General features: G+C 63.4%; 25 protein-coding genes. 18 read left to right on the top strand and 7 right to left on the bottom strand.

Annotated elements, in window-relative coordinates:
* Positions 1-28 precede the first annotated feature (28 nt).
* A complete protein-coding gene (locus LB568_RS29345; RefSeq protein WP_224731962.1) occupies positions 29-394 on the bottom strand; it encodes a hypothetical protein in 366 nt (121 codons plus the stop codon).
* Between the two features lie 327 nt (positions 395-721).
* Here LB568_RS29345 and LB568_RS29340 point away from each other — a divergent pair, with 327 nt between their 5' ends.
* The 7 genes from LB568_RS29340 to LB568_RS29310 all read left to right on the top strand — a co-directional run bounded on the left by LB568_RS29340 (position 722) and on the right by LB568_RS29310 (position 6,133).
* Positions 722-1,147 (top strand): hypothetical protein, encoded by a 426-nt coding sequence (locus LB568_RS29340; RefSeq protein ID WP_224731982.1) that lies wholly within the window; start codon positions 722-724, stop codon positions 1,145-1,147.
* Positions 1,148-1,390: 243 nt separating this feature from the next.
* A complete protein-coding gene (gene sdhC / locus LB568_RS29335) occupies positions 1,391-1,810 on the top strand; it encodes a succinate dehydrogenase, cytochrome b556 subunit (protein ID WP_224731961.1) in 420 nt (139 codons plus the stop codon).
* A gap of 2 nt (positions 1,811-1,812) precedes the next feature.
* Positions 1,813-2,208, top strand: coding sequence for a succinate dehydrogenase, hydrophobic membrane anchor protein (sdhD, locus tag LB568_RS29330; protein ID WP_224731960.1), 396 nt, complete (start codon positions 1,813-1,815; stop codon positions 2,206-2,208).
* Between the two features lies 1 nt (position 2,209).
* Positions 2,210-4,045, top strand: a complete 1,836-nt coding sequence (gene sdhA, locus LB568_RS29325) for a succinate dehydrogenase flavoprotein subunit (protein WP_224731959.1) — start codon at positions 2,210-2,212, stop codon at positions 4,043-4,045.
* Positions 4,046-4,047: 2 nt separating this feature from the next.
* Complete coding sequence (locus LB568_RS29320) at positions 4,048-4,485, top strand: DUF3052 family protein (protein ID WP_224731958.1); 438 nt, start codon at positions 4,048-4,050, stop codon at positions 4,483-4,485.
* A complete protein-coding gene (locus LB568_RS29315; protein ID WP_013892284.1) occupies positions 4,486-5,265 on the top strand; it encodes a succinate dehydrogenase iron-sulfur subunit in 780 nt (259 codons plus the stop codon).
* Between the two features lie 238 nt (positions 5,266-5,503).
* Positions 5,504-6,133 (top strand): YceH family protein, encoded by a 630-nt coding sequence (locus LB568_RS29310; protein ID WP_140572176.1) that lies wholly within the window; start codon positions 5,504-5,506, stop codon positions 6,131-6,133.
* A 199-nt stretch (positions 6,134-6,332) separates the two neighbouring features.
* On the opposite strand, the gene LB568_RS29305 is transcribed toward LB568_RS29310, so the two are convergent.
* A complete protein-coding gene (locus LB568_RS29305; RefSeq protein ID WP_013892286.1) occupies positions 6,333-6,758 on the bottom strand; it encodes an OsmC family protein in 426 nt (141 codons plus the stop codon).
* Between the two features lie 236 nt (positions 6,759-6,994).
* Here LB568_RS29305 and LB568_RS29300 point away from each other — a divergent pair, with 236 nt between their 5' ends.
* From LB568_RS29300 to LB568_RS29290, 3 genes are all read left to right on the top strand, one after another.
* Complete coding sequence (locus LB568_RS29300; RefSeq protein ID WP_224731957.1) at positions 6,995-7,222, top strand: hypothetical protein; 228 nt, start codon at positions 6,995-6,997, stop codon at positions 7,220-7,222.
* Positions 7,219-7,575, top strand: a complete 357-nt coding sequence (locus LB568_RS29295) for a YciI family protein (RefSeq protein ID WP_224731956.1) — start codon at positions 7,219-7,221, stop codon at positions 7,573-7,575. The genes LB568_RS29300 and LB568_RS29295 overlap by 4 nt, the downstream gene beginning before the upstream one ends.
* Before the next feature lie 222 nt (positions 7,576-7,797).
* Positions 7,798-8,325: a hypothetical protein gene (locus LB568_RS29290; RefSeq protein WP_224731955.1), complete on the top strand. Its 528-nt coding sequence runs from the start codon at positions 7,798-7,800 to the stop codon at positions 8,323-8,325.
* Between the two features lie 39 nt (positions 8,326-8,364).
* Here LB568_RS29290 and LB568_RS29285 read toward each other — a convergent pair whose 3' ends face one another.
* The gene (locus LB568_RS29285) at positions 8,365-9,624 is read right to left on the bottom strand and encodes a ubiquinone biosynthesis hydroxylase (RefSeq protein ID WP_013892290.1); all 1,260 of its coding nucleotides are present in this window, start codon (positions 9,622-9,624) and stop codon (positions 8,365-8,367) included.
* A 98-nt stretch (positions 9,625-9,722) separates the two neighbouring features.
* Here LB568_RS29285 and tesB point away from each other — a divergent pair, with 98 nt between their 5' ends.
* The 7 genes from tesB (at position 9,723) to LB568_RS29250 (ending at position 18,063) form a co-directional block, all read left to right on the top strand.
* Positions 9,723-10,583, top strand: a complete 861-nt coding sequence (gene tesB, locus LB568_RS29280; protein ID WP_023765925.1) for an acyl-CoA thioesterase II — start codon at positions 9,723-9,725, stop codon at positions 10,581-10,583.
* Positions 10,584-10,904: 321 nt separating this feature from the next.
* Positions 10,905-11,243, top strand: coding sequence for a P-II family nitrogen regulator (locus tag LB568_RS29275; protein ID WP_023765926.1), 339 nt, complete (start codon positions 10,905-10,907; stop codon positions 11,241-11,243).
* Positions 11,244-11,292: 49 nt separating this feature from the next.
* Positions 11,293-12,618, top strand: coding sequence for an ammonium transporter (locus tag LB568_RS29270; RefSeq protein ID WP_412033935.1), 1,326 nt, complete (start codon positions 11,293-11,295; stop codon positions 12,616-12,618).
* Between the two features lie 327 nt (positions 12,619-12,945).
* Positions 12,946-13,224 carry a hypothetical protein gene (locus LB568_RS29265; RefSeq protein ID WP_013892294.1) on the top strand — a complete coding sequence of 93 codons (279 nt, stop codon included), beginning with the start codon at positions 12,946-12,948 and terminating at the stop codon, positions 13,222-13,224.
* A gap of 211 nt (positions 13,225-13,435) precedes the next feature.
* Positions 13,436-16,096, top strand: a complete 2,661-nt coding sequence (locus tag LB568_RS29260) for a DNA translocase FtsK (RefSeq protein ID WP_224731954.1) — start codon at positions 13,436-13,438, stop codon at positions 16,094-16,096.
* A gap of 134 nt (positions 16,097-16,230) precedes the next feature.
* Positions 16,231-16,911 carry an outer-membrane lipoprotein carrier protein LolA gene (locus tag LB568_RS29255; RefSeq protein ID WP_013892296.1) on the top strand — a complete coding sequence of 227 codons (681 nt, stop codon included), beginning with the start codon at positions 16,231-16,233 and terminating at the stop codon, positions 16,909-16,911.
* A gap of 345 nt (positions 16,912-17,256) precedes the next feature.
* Positions 17,257-18,063, top strand: coding sequence for an exodeoxyribonuclease III (locus LB568_RS29250; protein WP_041164004.1), 807 nt, complete (start codon positions 17,257-17,259; stop codon positions 18,061-18,063).
* Here LB568_RS29250 and LB568_RS29245 read toward each other — a convergent pair whose 3' ends face one another.
* From LB568_RS29245 to LB568_RS29235, 4 genes are all read right to left on the bottom strand, one after another.
* Positions 18,064-18,387 (bottom strand): GNAT family protein, encoded by a 324-nt coding sequence (locus LB568_RS29245; protein WP_318013307.1) that lies wholly within the window; start codon positions 18,385-18,387, stop codon positions 18,064-18,066.
* A 34-nt stretch (positions 18,388-18,421) separates the two neighbouring features.
* On the bottom strand, positions 18,422-18,550 hold the full coding sequence (locus tag LB568_RS33730; RefSeq protein ID WP_318013306.1) for a hypothetical protein: 129 nt from the start codon (positions 18,548-18,550) through the stop codon (positions 18,422-18,424).
* A gap of 13 nt (positions 18,551-18,563) precedes the next feature.
* A complete protein-coding gene (locus LB568_RS29240) occupies positions 18,564-19,019 on the bottom strand; it encodes a cyclic nucleotide-binding domain-containing protein (protein WP_013892299.1) in 456 nt (151 codons plus the stop codon).
* A 122-nt stretch (positions 19,020-19,141) separates the two neighbouring features.
* Entirely contained in the window at positions 19,142-19,825 is a 684-nt protein-coding gene (locus LB568_RS29235; RefSeq protein WP_013892300.1) for a response regulator transcription factor, read from the bottom strand.
* A gap of 144 nt (positions 19,826-19,969) precedes the next feature.
* On the opposite strand from LB568_RS29235, the gene LB568_RS29230 reads away from it, so the two are divergent.
* A complete protein-coding gene (locus LB568_RS29230) occupies positions 19,970-20,506 on the top strand; it encodes a L,D-transpeptidase family protein (protein WP_412033934.1) in 537 nt (178 codons plus the stop codon).
* Positions 20,507-20,578: the final 72 nt, after the last annotated feature.

The raw sequence follows: 20,578 nt of genomic DNA, 5'->3' as shown, positions 1-20,578 counted from the left end.
TCCGGTTCCCACTTTTCGGGATCATGCTCTAGCGGCAGGGGCTGAGTTCGGGCATCTCGCCTTCGGAAAGCCCGTACATGTAGCTGCGGCCCTTGACGAAGACCGGCGGCCGGTAGCAATCGCTGCCGCTCGATATCTCATCGGCTTCGTCCTGGTAGATCACCTTGGGCTGGCCGGCGCTGGTGTAGTCGGACAGTTGCTTGGCGAGCTTGCCTTCGCCGACGATGATGCGCTTGTAGCCGGCGGCGCTGTCGATGACGAGATTGCCGAAGGAATCGGCGTAGACGCGATCCTGATGGCGTGCCCCGGCAAGTGCGGGTGCCGTCGCCAGGCCGGCGACCGAGGCCGCCACGATGAGCGCCGCAAGGCGCGATCTGCCAGAGTTGGAACGCATGGCGTCCTCCTGATGGTTAAAGGCCAAAGCGCGTCGCGACGCGCCTTAATCCTTGTTTGGATGCATGCCATTGTCCCAAAACCGCTGACGCGTTTTTGGGCGACATGCATTGGCTCCTCGAATCAGAAATTAACCTTTTCTTAACCTTTGTTAAGAGGCCGGCGCGTTTGCCGGCGATGTCTCGCCAAACATGGTTAATTTCCGACCTGAGGGTAAACCCGTGGCCATCATTCGGCCATGCTTGGCCGCACCATCGCCGCCAGCCATCGGGTCGACCTTGATCTTGGCAAAGCATCGCGGCTAGTTTGCCGCAGGGGAGGACAGCATATGGCGTTACGCCGGACGGTTTGGGTGTCCTTTCTTCCGTTGCTCGCCATCGTTGCCGCCTGTGTGCCGCAGGACAATGCGCCGAAGGCGGCCAACACCATCTCGCCCGCGCCGGCTCAGCAATCCATGGCAGCCGTGGCACCTCCGACATCGCCAACCAAGATCACCACCGACCTTACCGCGCCGCGATCCGCAGTGGGTACGGCAACCTATGGATGCGGCAATGGCAGCGCGATCACCATTCAGAATCTCGGCTCATCGTTGCGCGTGATCGAGCCGGATGGCGCGACCGAAGAATTCGTGGCGTCGCCTGCCAACCAGTCCAGCCGCTATCAGGAAGCCGCCACGCATAACGCAATCGTGATCGATGGGCGCGAGGCGCTGGTGATGAAGAGGGGTTCGACGCCGCGAACCTGCAGGCGATAGATCGCACGGCTAACGACTTGCGTATGCTGCACTGCAGCGACATCGAGCGCGGCGCGGGCTACCAGCCCCTAATCGATTGAAGCCCGAGCCTGCCTTTTTGTCAGACTAAATGACGTTTCCAAAACGATTTTCTGGCTTTGACGCGGTGCAAAAAGAGCATTAGAAACCCGCTGTCCGAAGTCATACATAAGGGCGGCAAATGCCGCTCTCCATCGCGGCTCCGGACGTCGAACTGGGGGAGCCATGAGTAGATCACCAGCCACCCGCGCCAATGCCAGACGTGAACGGCCGCTGTCGCCGCATCTGACGATCTACCGGCCGCCGATCACCATGACGATGTCGATCATCCATCGCATCACCGGCGGTGCGCTCTATTTCGGCACTCTGCTGGTCGCGATCTGGCTGATGGCGGCGGCAAGCTCGCAAGGCGCCTTCGACTGGGTCAGCTGGGCCTTCGGCACCTGGCTCGGCCGGCTCATCCTGTTCGGCTACACCTGGGCGCTGATGCACCACATGCTGGGCGGTGTGCGCCACCTCGTCTGGGACACCGGCGCCGGTCTTGAAAAGGACACGGCATCGAAGATCGCCTGGGCGACGCTGGCCGGCTCGATCCTGCTGACATTGCTGATCTGGGTCGCCGGTTACATGGCGCGGGGAGCCTGATCATGAGCACTGGCAAGACCGACATGCGCACGCCGCTGGCCAGGGTCCGCGGCCTGGGTTCCGCCCGCGAAGGCACCGGACATTTCTGGCGCCAGCGCCTAACCGCGATCGCCAACATCCCGCTGATCCTGTTTTTCGTCGGGTTCCTGATCGCGCTCAACGGCGCCGGTTTTGCGGAGGTGCGGGCAGCGCTTGCCAATCCGTTCGTGGCGCTGGTGGTGGCCCTGGTGCTGGTCTCCGGGCTGATCCATATGCGTATCGGCATGCAGGTGATCATCGAGGATTACGTGCATGGCGAAGGCATGAAGCTGGCGCTTGTCGCGCTCAATACTTTTTTCACCGTAGCGGTCGGCGTCGCCTCGATCTTCGCCCTGCTCAAGCTGGCATTCGGAGGCTGATTTGGCCAAGGACGCGAAATCGGCCAATACGGCAGGCTATACTTTCGTCGATCACAAGTTCGATGTGGTGGTCGTCGGCGCCGGAGGGGCTGGCCTGCGCGCCACGCTCGGCATGGCCGAACAGGGCCTGCGCACGGCGTGCATCACCAAGGTGTTCCCGACCCGCTCGCACACGGTGGCCGCGCAAGGCGGCATTGCCGCTTCGCTCGCCAATATGGGCCCGGACAACTGGCAATGGCATCTCTTCGATACCGTCAAAGGGTCGGACTGGCTGGGCGACATCGACGCGCAGGAGTATATGGTCCAGCAGGCGCCCGCCGCCGTCTACGAGCTCGAGCATTACGGTGTGCCGTTCTCGCGCACCGAAGAGGGCAAGATCTATCAGCGGCCGTTCGGCGGCATGATGATGAATTTCGGCGAGGGCCCGCCCGTGCAGCGCACCTGTGCCGCCGCCGACCGAACCGGCCATGCCATGCTGCACACGCTCTATGGCCAGTCGCTGAAGCACAACGCGCAGTTCTTCATCGAGTATTTCGCGCTCGACCTGATCATGGAGCCGGACGGCACCTGCACCGGCGTCGTGGCCTGGAATCTCGACGACGGCACCATCCACCGGTTCTCGGCCAAGATGGTGGTGCTGGCGACTGGCGGCTATGGCCGCGCCTATTTCTCGGCGACGTCGGCACACACATGCACCGGCGACGGCGGCGGCATGGCAGCCAGGGCCGGCTTCCCGCTGCAGGACATGGAGTTCGTGCAGTTCCACCCGACCGGAATCTACGGCGCCGGCTGCCTGATCACCGAAGGCGCACGTGGCGAGGGCGGTTACCTCGTCAATTCCGAAGGCGAGCGCTTCATGGAGCGCTACGCGCCGTCGGCCAAGGACCTTGCCTCGCGCGATGTGGTGTCGCGCTGCATGACGCTGGAAATCCGCGAGGGCCGCGGCGTCGGTCCGAAGAAGGACCATATCTTCCTGCATCTCGACCATCTCGACCCGGCCGTCCTGCATGAGCGGCTGCCCGGCATTTCGGAATCGGCCAAGATCTTCGCCGGCGTCGATCTGACCAAGGAGCCGATCCCCGTGCTGCCGACGGTGCACTACAATATGGGTGGCGTGCCGACCAACTATTGGGGCGAAGTGCTCAATCCTACCGCTGAAAACCCGGACCGGGTGTCGCCCGGGCTGATGGCGGTCGGCGAGGCGGGCTGCGCCTCGGTGCATGGCGCCAACCGGCTGGGCTCGAACTCGCTGATCGATCTTGTCGTGTTCGGCCGCGCGGCGGCGATCCGGGCCGGCCAGGTCATCGACCGCAATTCGGCGATCCCTTCGCCCAACGAAGCCTCGGTCGAAAAGATCATGGACCGCTTCGACCGGCTGCGCTACGCCAACGGCTCGACGCCGACGGCGGTGCTGCGGGAGAAGATGCAGAAGGCGATGCAGGAGGACGCGGCGGTGTTCCGCACCCAGGAATCGCTGGACAATGGCTGCAGGCGCGTCTCGCAGATCTGGGGCGAGCTCAAGGACATAAAAGTGTCCGACCGCTCGATGATCTGGAACTCCGACCTGGTCGAGACGCTTGAGCTGGAAAATTTGATGGCCAATGCCATCACCACGGTCTACGGCGCCGCGGCGCGCAAGGAGAGCCGTGGCGCACACGCCCGCGAGGACTTTTCGGCGCGCGACGACGTGACCTGGCGCAAGCATACGCTGGCGCGGCTCAACGAAGCCGGCGAGGTGACGCTCAGCTATCGGCCGGTGCACACCGAATTGCAGCGCAAGGAAGCCGACGGCGGTATCAACCCGGCCAAGATCGCGCCCAAGGCCAGGGTGTATTGACCATGGCGCTGGTGGCAGCGGGATATTCCGGCACGCCCTTTCCGGCCAAGCTCGGCCTGAAGGACGGTATGACCGCTGCCTTCATCGCGCTGCCGCCAGAACTCGACGACTTGGCTGACGCCGTGGCCTTTGCCGAGGTCGACCGGCTTGCCGAATGGTCCGACATTTCGGCCAGCCATCAAAGATACGACGCCGTCCATGCCTTCACCCGGCAGCGCGCCGAGATCGAGGATCGCCTGGGTGATGTCGAGGCAGCGATCAAGCGCGGCGGCATGGTCTGGGTGTACTGGCCGAAAAAAGCGTCGAAGGTGCCGACCGACGTCACCGAAGGCGTTGTCCGCACTGAAGCGCTGAAGCTCGACCTTGTCGATGTGAAGGTCGCCGCCGTCAATGAAATCTGGTCCGGGCTGAAGCTCGTCATCCGAAAGGACCTGAGATAAATGGTCGAACTGACGCTCCCCAAGAACTCGAAGATCCAGCAGGGCAAGACCTGGCCGAAGCCGGAGGGCGCCACCAATCTGCGGGAATACCGCATCTACCGCTGGTCGCCCGACGATGACGAGAATCCGCGCATCGACACCTATTTCGTCGACATGGACGATTGCGGGCCGATGGTGCTCGACGCGCTGCTGTGGATCAAGAACAAGATCGACCCGACGCTGGCCTTGCGCCGCTCCTGCCGCGAAGGCATTTGCGGCTCCTGCGCCATGAACATCGACGGCTCCAACACGCTGGCCTGCACCAAGGGCTGCGACGACATTTCCGGCGCCGTGAAAGTCTATCCGCTGCCGCACATGCAGGTGGTGAAGGACCTGGTGCCCGACCTCACCAATTTCTACGCCCAGCACGCCTCGATAGAGCCATGGCTGAAGACGGTGTCGCCGGAGCCGGCCAAGGAATGGCTGCAGAGCCATGAGGACCGCGAGAAGCTCGACGGGCTCTACGAATGCATATTGTGCGCCTGCTGCTCGACCTCGTGCCCGAGCTACTGGTGGAACGGCGACCGCTATCTCGGCCCGGCAACCCTGCTGCAGGCCTATCGCTGGCTGATCGACAGCCGCGACGAGGCCACGGGCGAGCGCCTCGACAATCTCGAGGATCCGTTCCGGCTCTATCGCTGCCACACCATCATGAACTGCGCCCAGACCTGTCCAAAGGGGCTGAACCCGGCCAAGGCAATCGCCGAGATCAAGAAGATGATGGTGGAGAGACGGGTCTAGGCGGAGGTCAGTCTCGACGAAATTGTCGTCCGTAGCGATCCGTCACACCCCCCTCTGTCCTGCCGGACATCTCCCCCGCAAGGGGGGAGATTGGCCGTCATCTCGACTTTCGCTACTTTCCACCGTTGCAAGAGTGGATGGACAGCGCTGAAGCTGTTGATCTCTCCCCTTGCGGGGGAGATGTCCGGCAGGACAGAGGGGGGTGCTGTCCCTCGACCTCAAAAAGGATACTCATCCAATGAGCGAAGACCTTCCCATCCTTTCCCCCATCGAAGCCCGGGTGCTCGGCTGCCTGATCGAGAAGAAGGAGCTGACGCCGGATGTCTATCCGCTGACGCTCAATGCCGCACTTGCCGCCGCCAACCAGAAGACGGCGCGCGAACCTGTGATGGCGCTGGAGCAGACAGAGGTGCACCGGGCATTGAAGCTGCTCGAGCAGAAGGGGCTGGTGCGGCAGATGTTCGGCTCGCGCGTGGAGCGCTACGAACATCAGATGGCGCAGCGCTTCTCGCTGACGACGCCGCAGACCGCCTTGCTCGGCCTGCTCCTGTTGCGCGGGCCACAGACGGCGCATGAACTCCTGGCGCGGACTGAGCGCATGGCGCGGTTTTCGTCGATCGAGGATCTGCGCGGTGAACTCGACATGCTGATCGGCCGTCGCCCGCCGCTGATCCAGGAAATCCCGCGCGGGCCAGGCCAACGCGAGGACCGCTATGTGCATCTCCTCGCCGGCCCGGTGGACGTTGCCGCCCTTTCGGCCCAGCGGAGCGCGCCGGCCATGCCTGCCTCCGACCTGGAAGCGCGATTGGAAGCACTGGAGCAGGAAGTCGCCGCACTACGCGCCCGGCTTGATGCGCTGGGCGGTTGAGGCTGCCAGAGCGGCGGTTCACCGTTTCACGAAAACGGCGAACCACTCTAGTTTCTTGTTTTGACGCAATTCCGGACGGAAAACCGTTTCACACTTTTCCTGGAATTGCTCTGATCCCAGGTCGCCGCGCAGGGGCGCCGGCGCCCATAACGAAAACGCCGGCTCTCAGGCCGGCGTTCGTCACTTCAGGTCGGCCTGCTCAGCCGAGCCGGGCGTCGAGCGATACGTTGATGGCGCCGAGCGCCTTCGAGACCGGGCACTCGGCCTTGGCTTTCTCGGCCAATTCCCCAAATTTCGCCGCGTCGATGCCGGGCACCTTGCCGACCAGCGTGATGGCGCTGCCGGTGATGCCGGTGCCGGGGACCAGCGTCACCACGGCCTTGGCGTCGAGCTCGGCGGCGGGCGTGCCGTTCTCGGCCAGGAAGTGCGAAAGCTGCATGGCGTAGCAGCCGGCGTGGGCCGCCGCGATCAGCTCTTCCGGATTGGTGCCGGATTTACCGCTCTCGTCCTCGAAGCGCGCCTTGAACGAATAGGGCGTGCCCTTGAGCGTCCCGCTCTGCGTGTCGAGCGTGCCTTGGCCCTCTTTCAGATTGCCTTTCCAGACGGCGTTTGCAGTGCGGTCCATGAAGTCCTCCTTGGTTGCGGTGGCCGGTTGTCTTGGCTGGTTGCCTGGGTGAGCCCGGCGTCAGGTCAACTATAGCGCGCGCGGACACGAAGGCCACTGTGCTCTTTGGACATTGCGCGGTGTTGGGCTGCGACGGTTTCGAACTTTTTGAAAAAAGTGCGTGCAAAAATGTCGACTTCCATCCGGCCCGACCGTCCTGCGGGCGGCCACGGGGTTGTGGCCGGATGGAGGTTCACATGGACAATCTGTTTTTCGCGCTGTGGAACAAGCCGGGCCACAAGGCTCAGCGACGGCAAGACTTCTGGCTGGATCCGCCGGCGTCCGGTTTCGGCAGGCTGCTGGCGGCTGTCGCCATCATCGCGGTCGCGGCGTGCTTTCTCGACCACGCGGCGGCGGTCGACGGCAAGGCTGACATGCTTGTCGCGGCATCCTATGATTCATCGCAGCACGGGAGTTCGAAATGAAATATGTCTGCCTGGTCTATGGTGAGGAGAAAGACCTCCACGCGCTGACCCCGGAGGGTATGGCCAAGCTCGATGCCGATTCGCTGGCCCATGACAGGTCCCTGGATCAAGCGGGCAAGCTGATCATCGCGCAAGCGCTGCAATCGGTGAGGACGTCGAAGTCGGTGCGGCGGCGCGAGGGCAAGCGCCTGATCACCGACGGCCCTTTCGCCGAAACCAAGGAGCAGCTGCTCGGTTTCTTGATGATCGAAGCCGACAGTCTCGAGGAGGCGCTGGACATCGCCGGCGACATTCCGCTGGCTGAACTGGGCACCATCGAGGTGCGCGCGATCTACAATGTGCCGGGATCATAGGCAGGATTGTTTGCCTGCGGCCCAACGGGATAGAGCAGTCCACCGTTTAACGGAAACGGTGAACTGCTCTAACTCTTTGTTTTGACGCAATTCCGGACGGAAAACCGCTTCACACTTTTCCTGGAATTGCTCTAGGTGCCTGGCGGAGCCGCCGAGATTTCTTCGCCGTTGAAGCAAGCCGAGAGTTCTCCTATCGTCGCCGGGATCTTGGGGGAATCCGACATGCCTTTCCTGATTGCCGTTCTTGGCGTGCTCGGAGCGGCGGCGCTCTGGTGGTACCGGATGAAGGCCATGAACGAGGCCGCGCGTGACGTTGCCGATGTGATCGGCCGGGTCCAGGGCTCCGTGCGTCGTAAGAAACTGCGCAAGCAAGCGGCCCTTTCGCCGCTGACGGCGATCGAAGACCCGGTGGTGGCGGCGGCAACGCTCATCACCGCGATCGTCTCCGAGGACGGGCCGGTGCTGCCGCAGCGTGAGGCCGTCATCCGGTCGGTGATCTCGGAAATCGCCGACAAGAAGAAGACCGACGAGGCGGTGATCTACGCCAAATGGGCGGCCTCGCAGATCGACGACACGACGATCGTCATCGACAAACTGGCGCCGTTCCTGCGCGAGCGTCTCGACGTGTCGGAACGCAACGATCTCCTGCAGATGGTCAACCGCGCCGCCCAGGGCGGCGAGAAGCGCCTCGAGATCGCCGACCAGCGCATTTTGCGGCTGCGGCAGAAGCTCGGTTTCGAGGTCAACTAGGCTTGACCGCACTCTCTGGCGTGTCCGTCCGTGAGACGGTCAGATCGCTTCGCCCTTCAACAGGCGCGGCGTGCCGGCTGACAGTCCCGACGCCTGGCGGATGAAGAAATCCTTCAGGCGCGGCATGCGTTCGACGAGGCCGAGGCCGATGTCGCGGACGGTGCGCAGCGGGGCGATGTCGTTGGAAAACAGCCGGTTCAGCACATCCGTCGTGATGCCCATCTGCACCGTGTCGAAGCGGCGCCATTGCTGGTAGCGCTCGAGCACGTCGAGCGCGCCGATGTCCTGGCCGAGCCGGTCCGCCTCGACGATCACCTCGGCGAGCGCCGCCACATCCTTGAAGCCGAGATTGAGCCCCTGGCCGGCAATCGGGTGGATGCCGTGGGCTGCGTCGCCGGCAAGCGCGATGCGCGGGGCGACGAAGGCACGTGCGATGGTGAGGCCGAGCGGCCAGGCGCGCGGCTTGTCGGCGACGCGGATTTCGCCGAGCTTCAGGCCGAAGCGCAGTTCGAGTTCGTGCTCGAAGACGAGATCGTCGCCTTCCACGAGCGCCTTGGCATCCTCGGCGCGTTCGACCCAGACGATCGAAGAGCGGTTGGTGCCGTCCTCATCGGGTTTCAGCGGCAAGGTGGCAAACGGGCCGGCTGGCAGGAAGTGCTCTTCGGCGCGGCCATTGTGCGGGCGTTCATGCGCCACGGTGCAGACGATGCCCGACTGGCCATAGTCCCACTTCACCGTCTTGATGCCGGCCATGTCGCGCAGTTTCGAATTGACGCCGTCGGCGGCAACCAAAAGCCGTGCCGTCAGCGCGGCACCGTCGGCCAGATGCACCGACATGCCGGCGCTATTGGTTTCGAAGCCTTGCACGGCAACACCTTCGATGATGTCGATGCCGAGCCTTTCGGCCCTGGCCCGCAAGGCGCCGTTCAGGACCTGGTTGGCGACCATATGCGCGAAGGGCTCGCCCGGCGCCACTTCGCCGCCGAAGGTCAGGAAGACCGGGCGCACCGGATCGGTGCTGCGCGAATCGGTGATGATCATTTCGGTGATCGCCTGCGCCTGCGGCGCGATCTCGGCCCAGACGCCGAGCTGGTCGAGCATGCGGCAGGCGGCCGCGGCGATCGCCGAGGCGCGGCCATCCTTTTGCCAGGCGCCGGCGGGCGCGGCATCGACCAGCGCCACGGCAAGGCCCGGACGGGCCTGCTTCAGCGAGACGGCGGTGGCCAGGCCGACATAGCCGGCGCCGGCCACGAGAACATCGAGCCCGGATCTGGTCTTGGCGTCCGCCTTGCGTTCCATGTCTTGGCTCCTTGCGCGTCGGCCGGGGCTTGCGCCCTTGACGGCTCGTTCTTCCTGTCGGAAACCGCCATAGCAATTTTGAGGCGAGGTCACAAAACATGACGGCGGCCATGGACGAGCTTCTCGGCATTCTCGACCTCGAGAGGCTGGAACACAATCTGTATCGTGGTCGCAGCCCCCAGGTGGAGTGGCAGCGCGTGTTCGGCGGCCAGACCATCGCCCAGGCCCTGGTGGCGGCGCAGCGTACGGTGGAGCCGGACCGCTTCGTGCATTCGCTGCACGGCTATTTCATGCGGCCCGGCGACATCAAGGTGCCGATCATCTACGAGGTCGACCGCATTCGCGACGGCGGCTCCTTCACCACCCGCCGCGTGCTGGCGATCCAGCACGGACAGGCGATCTTTTCGCTGGAAGCCTCGTTCCAGGTCGACGAGAAGGGGCTCGAACACCAATTCGCGCTGCCCGACGACGTGCCGCCGCCGGAAGGTCTGCAGACGCAGCGTCAGTTGCTCGAAAAAGCCGAGCGCGTGCCGGACGCGGTGCGCCGTTTCTGGGCGCGCGAGCGGCCGCTGGAGCTCAGGCCGGTCAATCTCCAGCACTATGAAAGCCGCGACAAGCTGCCGCCCCGCCAGAATGTCTGGATCCGCCTTGCCGGGCCGGTTCCCGACGACCGGGCGCTGCAGTCGGTGCTGCTCGCCTATCTCTCCGACATGACGCTGCTCGACACCTCGACCTTCGCGCATGGGCGCGGCCTGTTCGATCCCGATATCCAGGCGGCGAGCCTCGACCATTCGATGTGGTTTCACCGGCCGCACGCGCTCGACGGCTGGCTGCTCTATGCGCAGGACAGCCCGTCGAGCTCGGGATCGCGCGGCTTCAGCCGCGGTACGCTCTATGCACGCGACGGCACGCTGATCGCCTCGATGGCCCAGGAAGGCTTGATCCGGCTCAAGCGTTGAGCAATGCGAGTCTTGTTTGAGCAGGATCTCTGGACAAACGAAAACCGTTTGTCCGCGAAAACCGGCTCCGTGTTTCGGTCCCATGCACAAAGCCGGCGAAATAGGCAATTTCGAAAAATTGCACATTTTTTGTGCATACGCTTTGGCGTGCCTGCGTGCACGAGGCGGCCGACAGCCTCTCAATCCTTTTGTTTACAACGGGTTAATGTTCTGCCTCCGCAATTGGCATGAAGCTTGAATCCTTGTTGGCACTCTCCGGCTCTTTGGGATCGGTGAAGTCGTGCAAACGCGGGTCACCGCAACAGCAAAGGGTGAAACCTTATGAAAATCGTGATGGCAATCATCAAGCCGTTCAAGCTCGACGAGGTACGCGAAGCGCTGACCGCCGTCGGCATCCAGGGCCTGACCGTCACCGAAGTCAAAGGCTACGGGCGTCAGAAGGGGCATACGGAAATCTATCGCGGGGCGGAATACGCGGTCAGTTTCCTGCCGAAGATCAAGATCGAGGTCGCGGTCAGTGGCGACATGGTCGACAAGGCCGTCGAAGCCATCACGGCGGCCGCCAAGACCGGCCAGATCGGCGACGGCAAGATCTTCGTTTTCGGCATCGATCAGGCGGTGCGCATCCGCACCGGCGAAACAGACACCGACGCGCTCTGAGCGGCGAACACGTATTCCAATGGAGAGTTCAATGAATATTTCTTCTACCTTGAAGACGACGGGACGCGCCGCCCTTTTGGGCTCGCTCGCTCTCGCAGCGTTGGGCAGCGTCGCCGCCTTCGCGCAGGAAGCGGCTCCGGCCGCGGCGGCCGCCGCGCCAACGCCAGTGCTCGACACCGGCAACACCGCCTGGATGCTGACCTCGACGGCGCTGGTGCTGATGATGACCATCCCCGGGCTGGCGCTGTTCTACGGCGGCATGGTGCGCAAGAAGAACGTGCTTGCCACCGTCATGCAGAGCTTTGCCATCACCTGCCTGGTGACGGTGCTGTGGTTCATGTTCGGCTATTCGCTGGCCTTCTCAGACGGCGGCGGCATGAACAGCTATATCGGCGGCGCCTCGAAATTCTTCCACCACGGCATCACGACCTCGTCGTTGTGGCTGCCGGGGGTCGCGAACATTCCCGAGTTCGTCTTCTCGATGTTCCAGATGACCTTTGCCATCATCACCCCGGCGCTGATTGCCGGCGCCTTCGCCGAACGATTCAAATTCTCGGCGCTGCTGATCTTCATGGCGCTCTGGCTGCTCATCGTCTACGTGCCGATCGCGCATTGGGTCTGGGGCGGCGGCTTCCTCGGCTCAGCTGGCGTGCTCGACTTCGCCGGCGGCACGGTCGTCCACATCAATGCCGGTGTCGCGGGCCTGGTCTGCGCGCTGGTCCTGGGCAAGCGCGAAGGCTACGGCACCACCAACATGGCGCCGCACAACCTGGTCTATTCGGTGATCGGCGCCTCGCTGCTGTGGGTCGGCTGGTTCGGCTTCAACGCCGGTTCGGAACTGGCGGCCGACGGCCTTGCCGGTGCGGCCATGCTCAACACCCAGGTTGCCACCGCCGCGGCGGCGCTGGCCTGGATGTTCGCCGAATGGATCGTCGCCAAGAAGCCTTCGGTGCTCGGCATCATCTCGGGTGCCGTCGCCGGCCTCGTCGCGGTGACGCCGGCTTCCGGCTTCGTCAACCCGACCGGCGCCTTCATCGTCGGCATTCTTGCCGGCGTCATCTGCTACATCTCGGCGGTCAAGGTGAAGCACATATTCGGCTATGACGACTCGCTGGACGCCTTCGGCGTGCACGGCGTCGGCGGCGTGGTGGGCGCTCTGCTCACCGGCGTGCTGGCCGATCCTGCGATCAACAGCCTGTCGTCGGGCGCTTCGCTCGGCAAGCAGATCTACGGCGTTGCGGTCACCATCGTATGGACAGCCGTCGCCACCTTCGTGATCCTCTACGTGGTCAAGGCACTGGTTGGGCTGCGTCCGACGACCCAGGAAGAGGTCGAGGGCCTCGACATCTCCCAGCATGGCGAAGTGGTGCCATAAGGCCTGCTTGGCCAACGGGACCGGCGGATCCTCCTCCCGCCGGTCCCCTGCCTGTTCCACGCAATCGCGGGCGGCAATGCACTTGCACCCTGGAATTGCTTCGAAGAAAATCCCGTCGTGACACTCCCGAAAGGAGTTCACGCCTTGAGGCCCGGATCGCATCCGGGCCTCTTTTTTGGTGCAGGCATTCTGTCGCTGTCCGGATTCACGAAATCACGTTCGCGTGAACAAGCTTTTCGAGGAAACATTGACCGCCCTGGCCCCGAACTATGGGGACGATCGCCGTTCCGACGATCGTTTTTTTAAACACAGGGAAGGAATTTTCACATGAACTTCAAGAATATCTGCCTCGGGGCACTCGCGCTTTCCATGGTCAGTGGCGTGGCACTTGCCGGTGCTCTCGACGAACCGGACAACATGGCGCCGTTCTTCACCGATTCCAGCATGAAAACCATGAAGCCGATGGAAGAATTCAAGGCCGCCTTCATGGCCATGCCGAAGGAGAAGCAGGACGCGATGATGAAGGAATGCCAGGACGCGGCGATGAGCAAGCCTCATGCCGAGTTCTGCGCCAATGTGAAGGCGCTTGGCGGGGCCAACAAGTAACGCGCTGCCCGATCCCAAAACGAATGGATGGCGGGCCAACGCGCCCGCCATTTTCATGCGGCTGGGTTGGCCGGAAGATTTTCATGCAATGGGAGTGGCTTCACCGGCCTTATAGTTAATGCAGCCTTAACCTTCCCACGGCTAGTCTGGCCTCCGAATCTGCCGGAGTGCGTCATGCGCTCGGGCCAGGCAATCACTGACGGGGAAGAGCATGCGTTCAGGGGCTTCAGCACCGCTCGCGATGGCCGATACGGGGCACGGCATCCAGGCTTTCGCGCGACGCCAGGTCGGCCGGCTTGTCGGCGTCGGCCTGTTCCTGACTGTTGCCTTCGGGATCGCCAGCCTCGCCACCTGGAACGTTGCCGATCCAAGCTTCTCGCACGCGACGAACAACATCGTCACCAACGCCATGGGCTATGCCGGCGCGGTGTTCTCCGACCTTGCCATGCAGTTTTTCGGCCTCGCCGCGGTTGCCGCGCTGGTTCCGGCGGTGATCTGGGGCTACCTCCTGTTTTCGGCGCGCGGTGTCGACAGGCTGCCCAAGCGCGGTCTGTACTGGTTCGGCTTCGCGCTGCTTTGCGCCGCGATCGCCGGCTGCATCGTCCCGCCCAAGACCTGGCCGCTGCCGACCGGCCTTGGCGGCGTGTTCGGCGACATGGTGCTGAAGATTCCCGGTGTCCTCATCGGCGGCTATCCGACCGGCCTGATCGCCAGCGTGCTTGCCGTGCTTTTGGCCGCGCCGGCGCTCTGGCTGTTCGCCTACGGCGCGGCGCTGACCGGACGCAAGAACGGCTTCGCCGTCATGGAAGAGCCGGCCGCCGCTGACCCGCGCGAGGACGAGCTTTTGTTCGACAATGATGAGGATGAGGGCGACGAGGGCATATTGGCACTCGGTGCGATCACCCATTGGTGGCTCTCGTTGCGTGCATGGATGCATCGCCGCGCCGTGCGCCGCCAGCGCGAGCGGGACGAGTACGAGCCGGAGATGGAGCCGCGCGCCAGCGCCTGGCGCCGTGCCGCCGAACGGGTCGAATCGGCTGAGTTCGCCGAATCACGCATGAGTCAGGACGGCCGCGCCCGCGTCGAGCCGGAATTCTTCGCCGCCATGGTCAATGACCGCAGCGTTTCCGTCGATCCCGACGATGACGACATCTTCGACCGCGACGACCGGGACATGGATTTCGACGACGAGCCCGTCGCCCTGCGCCGCGCCGCGCCCACGGCCAAGGTGCAGCAGTTCCGTTCCGATGCCGCCACCCGCGTCGAGGCGCCGGCGCCGCGCCCGGCCCCGGGCGCCCGCGTCCAGCGCGAGGCGCAGACATCGATGATCGGCTCGGACACGTTCGAAATGCCGTCGCTGCATTTCCTGTCCGAACCGAAGAACGTCGCGCGAGACCCAAGCCTCTCCAAGGACGCGCTGGAACAGAATGCGCGCCTGCTCGAAGGCGTTCTGGAAGATTTCGGCGTCAAGGGCGAGATCATCGCCGTCCGCCCGGGTCCCGTCGTGACGCTCTACGAGCTCGAACCGGCGCCGGGCATCAAATCGTCACGCGTTATCGGCCTTTCCGACGACATCGCCCGCTCGATGAGCGCGATCGCCTGCCGCGTCGCCGTGGTGCCTGGCCGCAACGCCATCGGCATCGAACTGCCGAACGCCAAGCGCGAGACGGTGTATCTCCGGGAAATCATGGCCAGCCGTGATTTCGAGACCACCAAGGCCAAGCTGGCGCTGGCGCTGGGCAAGACCATCAATGGCGAGGCGGTCATCGTCGACATCGCCAAGATGCCGCACGTGCTGGTCGCCGGCACCACCGGCTCGGGCAAGTCGGTCGCCATCAACACGATGATCCTGTCGCTGCTCTACCGGCTGACGCCGCAGGAATGCCGGCTGATCATGATCGACCCGAAGATGCTGGAACTCTCCGTCTATGACGGCATCCCGCATCTGCTCACGCCGGTCGTCACCGATCCGAAGAAGGCGGTCGTGGCGCTGAAATGGACCGTGCGCGAGATGGAGGACCGCTACCGCAAGATGTCCAAGGTCGGTGTGCGCAACATCGACGGTTTCAACGCACGCGTCCAACAGGCCGAGAAGAAGGGCGAGAAGATTTCGCGTACGGTGCAGACCGGCTTCGACCGCCAGACGGGCGAGGCGATCTACGAGACCGAGGATCTCGATCTCGAGCCGATGCCCTATATCGTCGTCATCATCGACGAAATGGCCGACCTGATGATGGTCGCCGGCAAGGACATCGAAGGTGCTGTGCAGCGCCTGGCGCAGATGGCGCGTGCCGCCGGCATCCACGTCATCATGGCGACGCAGCGTCCGTCGGTCGACGTCATCACCGGCACCATCAAGGCCAACTTCCCGACCCGCATCTCCTTCCAGGTGACGTCGAAGATCGACAGCCGTACCATCCTGGGCGAGCAGGGCGCCGAACAGCTGCTCGGCATGGGCGACATGCTCTACATGGCCGGCGGCGGCCGCATCCAGCGCGTGCACGGCCCCTTCGTCGCCGACGAGGAGGTGGAGAAGATCGTTGCGCATCTGAAGCTGCAAGGCGTGCCCGAATATCTCGACGCGATCACCGAGGATGACGACGAGGAGGATGACGAGCCGTCCGGCAAGGGCGGATCGGGCGGCGGTGGCGGCGGCAATTTCGAGGATTCCGACGACCCCTACGACCAGGCGGTCGCCGTGGTGCTGCGCGACGGCAAGGCGTCGACCAGCTATATCCAGCGCCGTCTCGGCATCGGCTACAACCGCGCCGCCTCGATCATCGAGAAGATGGAAAAGGAAGGCATTGTCGGCCCGGCCAACCATGCGGGAAAACGCGAAATCCTGGTGCCGACCGAAGACGACAAGTTCTGACGATGGGGCGTTCGCGGCAACTTTGAACTTTCTGGCGCGTTCATGGCAGGAGGCAGCGTTCGCCCGGTCAAACTTAAGCCCAACTGGGGGTCCACCACAGCCACCAAATCAGGAATCAGACGAGAGTGACCGATATGAAAAACGATCTTTCAGTGCTCAGCGATCTTGCCCCGACGCGCCGCCAACTGCTCGGCCTTGGCCTTGCCTTCGCGGGTGCCGCCGCCATCAATTTGGTGCCCGGGTTCCAGCTGCTGGCCTCGGCGCAGGCGGCCGTGCCCGCTGCCGCGCAGAAGATCGCCGACCATTTTTCCGCGGTCAAATCGATGAGTGGCGAATTCGTCCAGTTCGGCCCCAAGGGCGAGCAGACCGGCGGCAAGTTCTTCCTCGAACGGCCGGGCAAGATCCGCTTCAACTATGACGGCTCGTCGAATTTCAAGGTGATTTCCGACGGCAAGTCGGTGGTCATCCTCAACAAGAAAATGAACACGTCCGATCTCTATCCGCTGTCGAAGACGCCGCTGAAACTTTTGCTCGACGACCGCATCGACCTCTCCGGCGACCGCGTCAAAAGCGTCAAGCAAGAGGATGATCTCACCACCATCCAGCTTTCCGACAAGTCGGTGTTCGGCAATGCGCGCATCACCATGATGTTCGATCCGAAAACCTATGATTTGCGCCAGTGGACGATCACCGATGCGCAGGGCAAGGACACCACGGTGATGATCTTCAACACCAAGGAAGGCGTCAGCTTCGCCCCGGACACCTTTGCCATCGACTATACGGCCAACCGCGAGCTGAATACGAAGACAAGGTAGTTTCCGTCGCTGCGGCAAGGTTTTTGGGCGCTAGCGCTGCCCCTCATCTGGCTGCCGCCATCTTCTCCCCGTGAACGGGGAGAAGGACGCTGCCATTGCCGATTTCGCCAGTTGCAAGCGTTGAAAGAAGGCGCTGCGGCCCGGCCAGCTTCTTTCTCTCCGTTTACGGGGAGAAACGCCCGGCAGGGCAATGAGGGGCGGCGCTGAGATTGGCGGTTAGCACCCGCTTGTTTTTATATCGCGCGGCTGGCAGTAGTTCGGGAGCCAACTTCATAGGGCACAATGTCCTGTCCGGCCGTCTTAGAGCTGGCGGGGCTTGCTCTGCCCCGGACTGGATTCCCGCGCATGCCCTTTTCCATCGCCACCTGGAACATCAACTCCGTGCGCCTGCGCATGCCGATCGTCGAGCGCTTGCTGGTCGAGCAGGCGCCGGATGTGCTGTGCCTGCAGGAAACCAAGGTTCCCGACGAGCTGTTTCCCGAAAAGGCGTTCCGCAAGCTCGGCTACGAGCACATCGCCTTCCACGGCCAGAAGGGCTACCACGGCGTGGCGACGGTGGCGCGGCGGCCGATCGCGGTGGTCGAGAAGCGCCGCTTTTGCGAGATCGAGGACAGCCGGCATCTGTCGGTGACGGTGCGGGCCGGCGGCAAGACGATCCTGGTGCACAATTTCTACGTGCCGGCGGGCGGCGACGAGCCAGATCCCGTGATCAACAAGAAATTCAAGCACAAGCTCGATTTCGTCGCCGAGATGAACGCTATCCGCGCCGAGCATGACGAGGTCTCGGCTTCGGTCCTGGTCGGCGATCTCAACATCGCGCCGCTCGAACATGATGTCTGGTCGCACAAGCAACTGCTCAACGTGGTCAGCCACACGCCGGTCGAGACCGAGAACTTCGAAGCGATGCGGCTGGCCGGCAATTGGATCGACCTGATGCGGCTCAACGTGCCATCAGAACAGAAACTCTACACCTGGTGGAGCTATCGCGCGCAGGACTGGGAAGCGTCGAACCGGGGCCGGCGGCTCGACCATGTCTGGTCGTCGCCGAACCTGGTGCCAAGCTTCACCGGCTACGAAATCCTGCGCCTGGCGCGCGGCTGGGAACGCCCGTCGGACCACGTGCCGGTGATTGCGCGGTTCGACCTGGACTGACTATCCGGGGCGATCTTCCCACTCCGGCCGCAGCTGCGCCATGACCAGTTCGTCGCGATGCACACCCTGGAAAAACGCGCTGCCGCGCGCAATGCCTTCAGCCGTGAAGCCGACAGCCTCATAGGCACGCCGCGCGCGGTGGTTGTCCGGGAAAAGACCGATGCAGAGCCGATAGGCGTCGGTTTCGACAAATACCCGGTCGACCGCCGCCGCCAGCAGCATTCTGCCTTGGCCCTGCCCCGGGGTGACGACGGCCATGCGCTTGACCAGTGTCACCCGTTCGGCGGAAGCCCAATCGCGCAGGATCACGAAGCCAATCGGCACGGAACCAGCGATCCCAACGAAATAGGCATGGCTGTCATCGCCAAGTGCCTTGCAATGGCGCTTCGTCCCAACGCCCGACGTATGCGTCGTAGCCCTCGCGCCGTTCGGTCGCCATGATGAAAGGCAGGTCGGTTTCGGTGGCGCGAACAAGCTGGAAATCCACGTGCTTCTCCCGCTCACTCCGAAAAGCGCGGCGCCAGTTTCTCGATGCGGCGGATCATCGCCTGGAATTCCTCGGATATGCGCTCATGCAACTTCACCGCGACTTCCGGATATTCCTCCAGGATGCGGCGGAACATCTTGCGGCTGAGCCGGATCACTTCCGAGTCGATCTCGGCCGACGCGCTGGTCAGCCGGTTGGTATCGGCGATCAACGCCAGTTCGCTGAGCATGGTACCGGGGCCGACCTTGCCGATCGGGATGCGTTCACCGTTCTGTTCGCGATAGAGCACGATGAGGCCGCTGACGACGACATAGGCCGAGTCAGCGACGTCGTCTTCACGGTAAAGCTTGTGGTTGGCCTGCAAAAAGGTGGTTTCGGCGCCGAAGGCGAGTAGGCGCAACTGTTCCTGCGTGAAGCCCTCGAAGAGCCTCACGGCGGACAGGATGCGGATGTCGTCATCCAACGCCATCTCTAGCTGCGTCCCCGAACGGTCAGTCCAATCCCTCCTTCACGAGCAGACCCTGAATCCCCTCCGACAGGATCGCACCCGAAAGCGGTTCCGCCCAGACCGCTCATTGGATAATGAAATGTTTAAGGAACCAGCTTGTAGCCACCGCTTTCTGTCACAAGAATTTCCGCATTGGAAGGATCGCGCTCGATCTTCTGGCGCAACCGGTAGACATGGGTTTCCAGCGTGTGCGTGGTGACGCCGGAATTGTAGCCCCAGACCTCTTCGAGCAGCACGTCGCGGGTCACCACCTTCTGGTCGGCGCGATAGAGATATTTGATGATCGAGGCTTCCTTTTCCGTCAGCCGCACCTTGGCGCCGCGCGGGTCGATAAGCAGCTTCTGGCTTGGCTTGAATGTGTAGGGACCGACCGAGAAGGTGGCGTCCTCGCTCTGCTCATGCTGGCGCAGCTGCGCGCGGATGCGTGCCAGAAGCACCGCGAAGCGGAACGGCTTCGTCACATAGTCATTGGCGCCGGCCTCGAGACCGAGAATCGTGTCCGAATCGGTGTCGTGGCCGGTCAGCATGATGATGGGCGCCTTGTAGCCGCCCTTGCGCAGAATCTTCACCGCCTCTCGGCCATCCATGTCGGGGAGGCCGACATCCATGATGAGCAGATCGATGAGGCCGCCGCGCGCCGTGTTGACGCCTTTTGCCGCAGTCGATTCCTGCAGCACGTCGAATTCCTCGTAGAGGGACAATTGCTCGACCAGTGTGCCGCGCAGGTCGTCATCGTCGTCGACGATCAGGATGGTGCGTGAAGTCATGGATCAATCCGTTGTTTTGAAAAGTGAATTCAGTTGACCGCTGCGTATTTATGCGGAAGCTGGCCGGCACAACAGCCGATCACAGTGATTTGTTCCGTGGCACGATCATACAAGAAAAAACACGATCGCAATGCAGCCGGCGCAATTTTGGTAAAACGGCTGCGTGTGCTGACCGTGCGGGCGAGGCCAGGGCACCCAACCCAGGGCCTGCTGCAGGCCGGAAACACGGTGTTTGCCTGCGCGCTGGGGCGTGGCGGCATCTCGGCCGACAAGCGTGAGGGCGATGGCGCCACGCCGCTCGGCTCGATGCGGGTGCTGTCAGGCTATTTCCGGGGGGATCAGTTTGCCGGCGCGCGCCGGACCCGGCTGGCGATGACGCCGATCGGGCCCGATCTCGGCTGGTGCGAGGTGCCTGATGACCGCAACTACAACCGTCCGGTCAAGATTCCCTATGGCGCCAGCCACGAGCGCATGCGGCGCGACGACCGGCTCTATGACGCCTGCCTGGTGCTCGACTGGAACATCGCTCCGCGCCGCCGCGGGCGCGGCAGCGCGATCTTTTTCCATCTGGCGCGGCCAGGCTTCACGCCGACGCAAGGCTGCGTCGCGGTGACGGCGCGGACCATGGCGCGGCTGCTGCCACTGCTGTCGGACAGGACGGTGGTCAGGGTGGTGAGGTAGGCAGTAGGCAGTAGGCAGTAGGCAGTAGGCAGTAGGCAGTAGGCAGTAGGCAGTAGGCAGTAGGCAGTAGGC

Origin of the sequence: Mesorhizobium sp. B263B2A, from assembly GCF_020165775.1 — a bacterium.
Classification (GTDB): Bacteria; Pseudomonadota; Alphaproteobacteria; order Rhizobiales; family Rhizobiaceae; genus Mesorhizobium; species Mesorhizobium opportunistum.
The sequence above is the reverse complement of the archived record's forward strand: the minus strand, read 5'-3'. Positions and strand labels throughout refer to the sequence as shown.

Coding starts and splice junctions, on each gene's coding strand:
- LB568_RS29310 (WP_140572176.1), top strand. CDS start 5,504: ATGAGCGAAGACCTTCCCATCCTTTCCCCCATCGAAGCCCGGGTGCTC.
- LB568_RS29315 (WP_013892284.1), top strand. CDS start 4,486: ATGGTCGAACTGACGCTCCCCAAGAACTCGAAGATCCAGCAGGGCAAG.
- LB568_RS29300 (WP_224731957.1), top strand. CDS start 6,995: ATGGACAATCTGTTTTTCGCGCTGTGGAACAAGCCGGGCCACAAGGCT.
- LB568_RS29305 (WP_013892286.1), bottom strand. CDS start 6,758: ATGGACCGCACTGCAAACGCCGTCTGGAAAGGCAATCTGAAAGAGGGC.
- LB568_RS29290 (WP_224731955.1), top strand. CDS start 7,798: ATGCCTTTCCTGATTGCCGTTCTTGGCGTGCTCGGAGCGGCGGCGCTC.
- LB568_RS29295 (WP_224731956.1), top strand. CDS start 7,219: ATGAAATATGTCTGCCTGGTCTATGGTGAGGAGAAAGACCTCCACGCG.
- tesB (WP_023765925.1), top strand. CDS start 9,723: ATGACGGCGGCCATGGACGAGCTTCTCGGCATTCTCGACCTCGAGAGG.
- LB568_RS29275 (WP_023765926.1), top strand. CDS start 10,905: ATGAAAATCGTGATGGCAATCATCAAGCCGTTCAAGCTCGACGAGGTA.
- LB568_RS29320 (WP_224731958.1), top strand. CDS start 4,048: ATGGCGCTGGTGGCAGCGGGATATTCCGGCACGCCCTTTCCGGCCAAG.
- LB568_RS29240 (WP_013892299.1), bottom strand. CDS start 19,019: ATGGCGTTGGATGACGACATCCGCATCCTGTCCGCCGTGAGGCTCTTC.
- LB568_RS29340 (WP_224731982.1), top strand. CDS start 722: ATGGCGTTACGCCGGACGGTTTGGGTGTCCTTTCTTCCGTTGCTCGCC.
- sdhC (WP_224731961.1), top strand. CDS start 1,391: ATGAGTAGATCACCAGCCACCCGCGCCAATGCCAGACGTGAACGGCCG.
- LB568_RS29255 (WP_013892296.1), top strand. CDS start 16,231: ATGAAAAACGATCTTTCAGTGCTCAGCGATCTTGCCCCGACGCGCCGC.
- LB568_RS29345 (WP_224731962.1), bottom strand. CDS start 394: ATGCGTTCCAACTCTGGCAGATCGCGCCTTGCGGCGCTCATCGTGGCG.
- sdhD (WP_224731960.1), top strand. CDS start 1,813: ATGAGCACTGGCAAGACCGACATGCGCACGCCGCTGGCCAGGGTCCGC.
- LB568_RS29235 (WP_013892300.1), bottom strand. CDS start 19,825: ATGACTTCACGCACCATCCTGATCGTCGACGACGATGACGACCTGCGC.
- LB568_RS29260 (WP_224731954.1), top strand. CDS start 13,436: ATGCGTTCAGGGGCTTCAGCACCGCTCGCGATGGCCGATACGGGGCAC.
- LB568_RS29265 (WP_013892294.1), top strand. CDS start 12,946: ATGAACTTCAAGAATATCTGCCTCGGGGCACTCGCGCTTTCCATGGTC.
- LB568_RS29250 (WP_041164004.1), top strand. CDS start 17,257: ATGCCCTTTTCCATCGCCACCTGGAACATCAACTCCGTGCGCCTGCGC.
- LB568_RS29285 (WP_013892290.1), bottom strand. CDS start 9,624: ATGGAACGCAAGGCGGACGCCAAGACCAGATCCGGGCTCGATGTTCTC.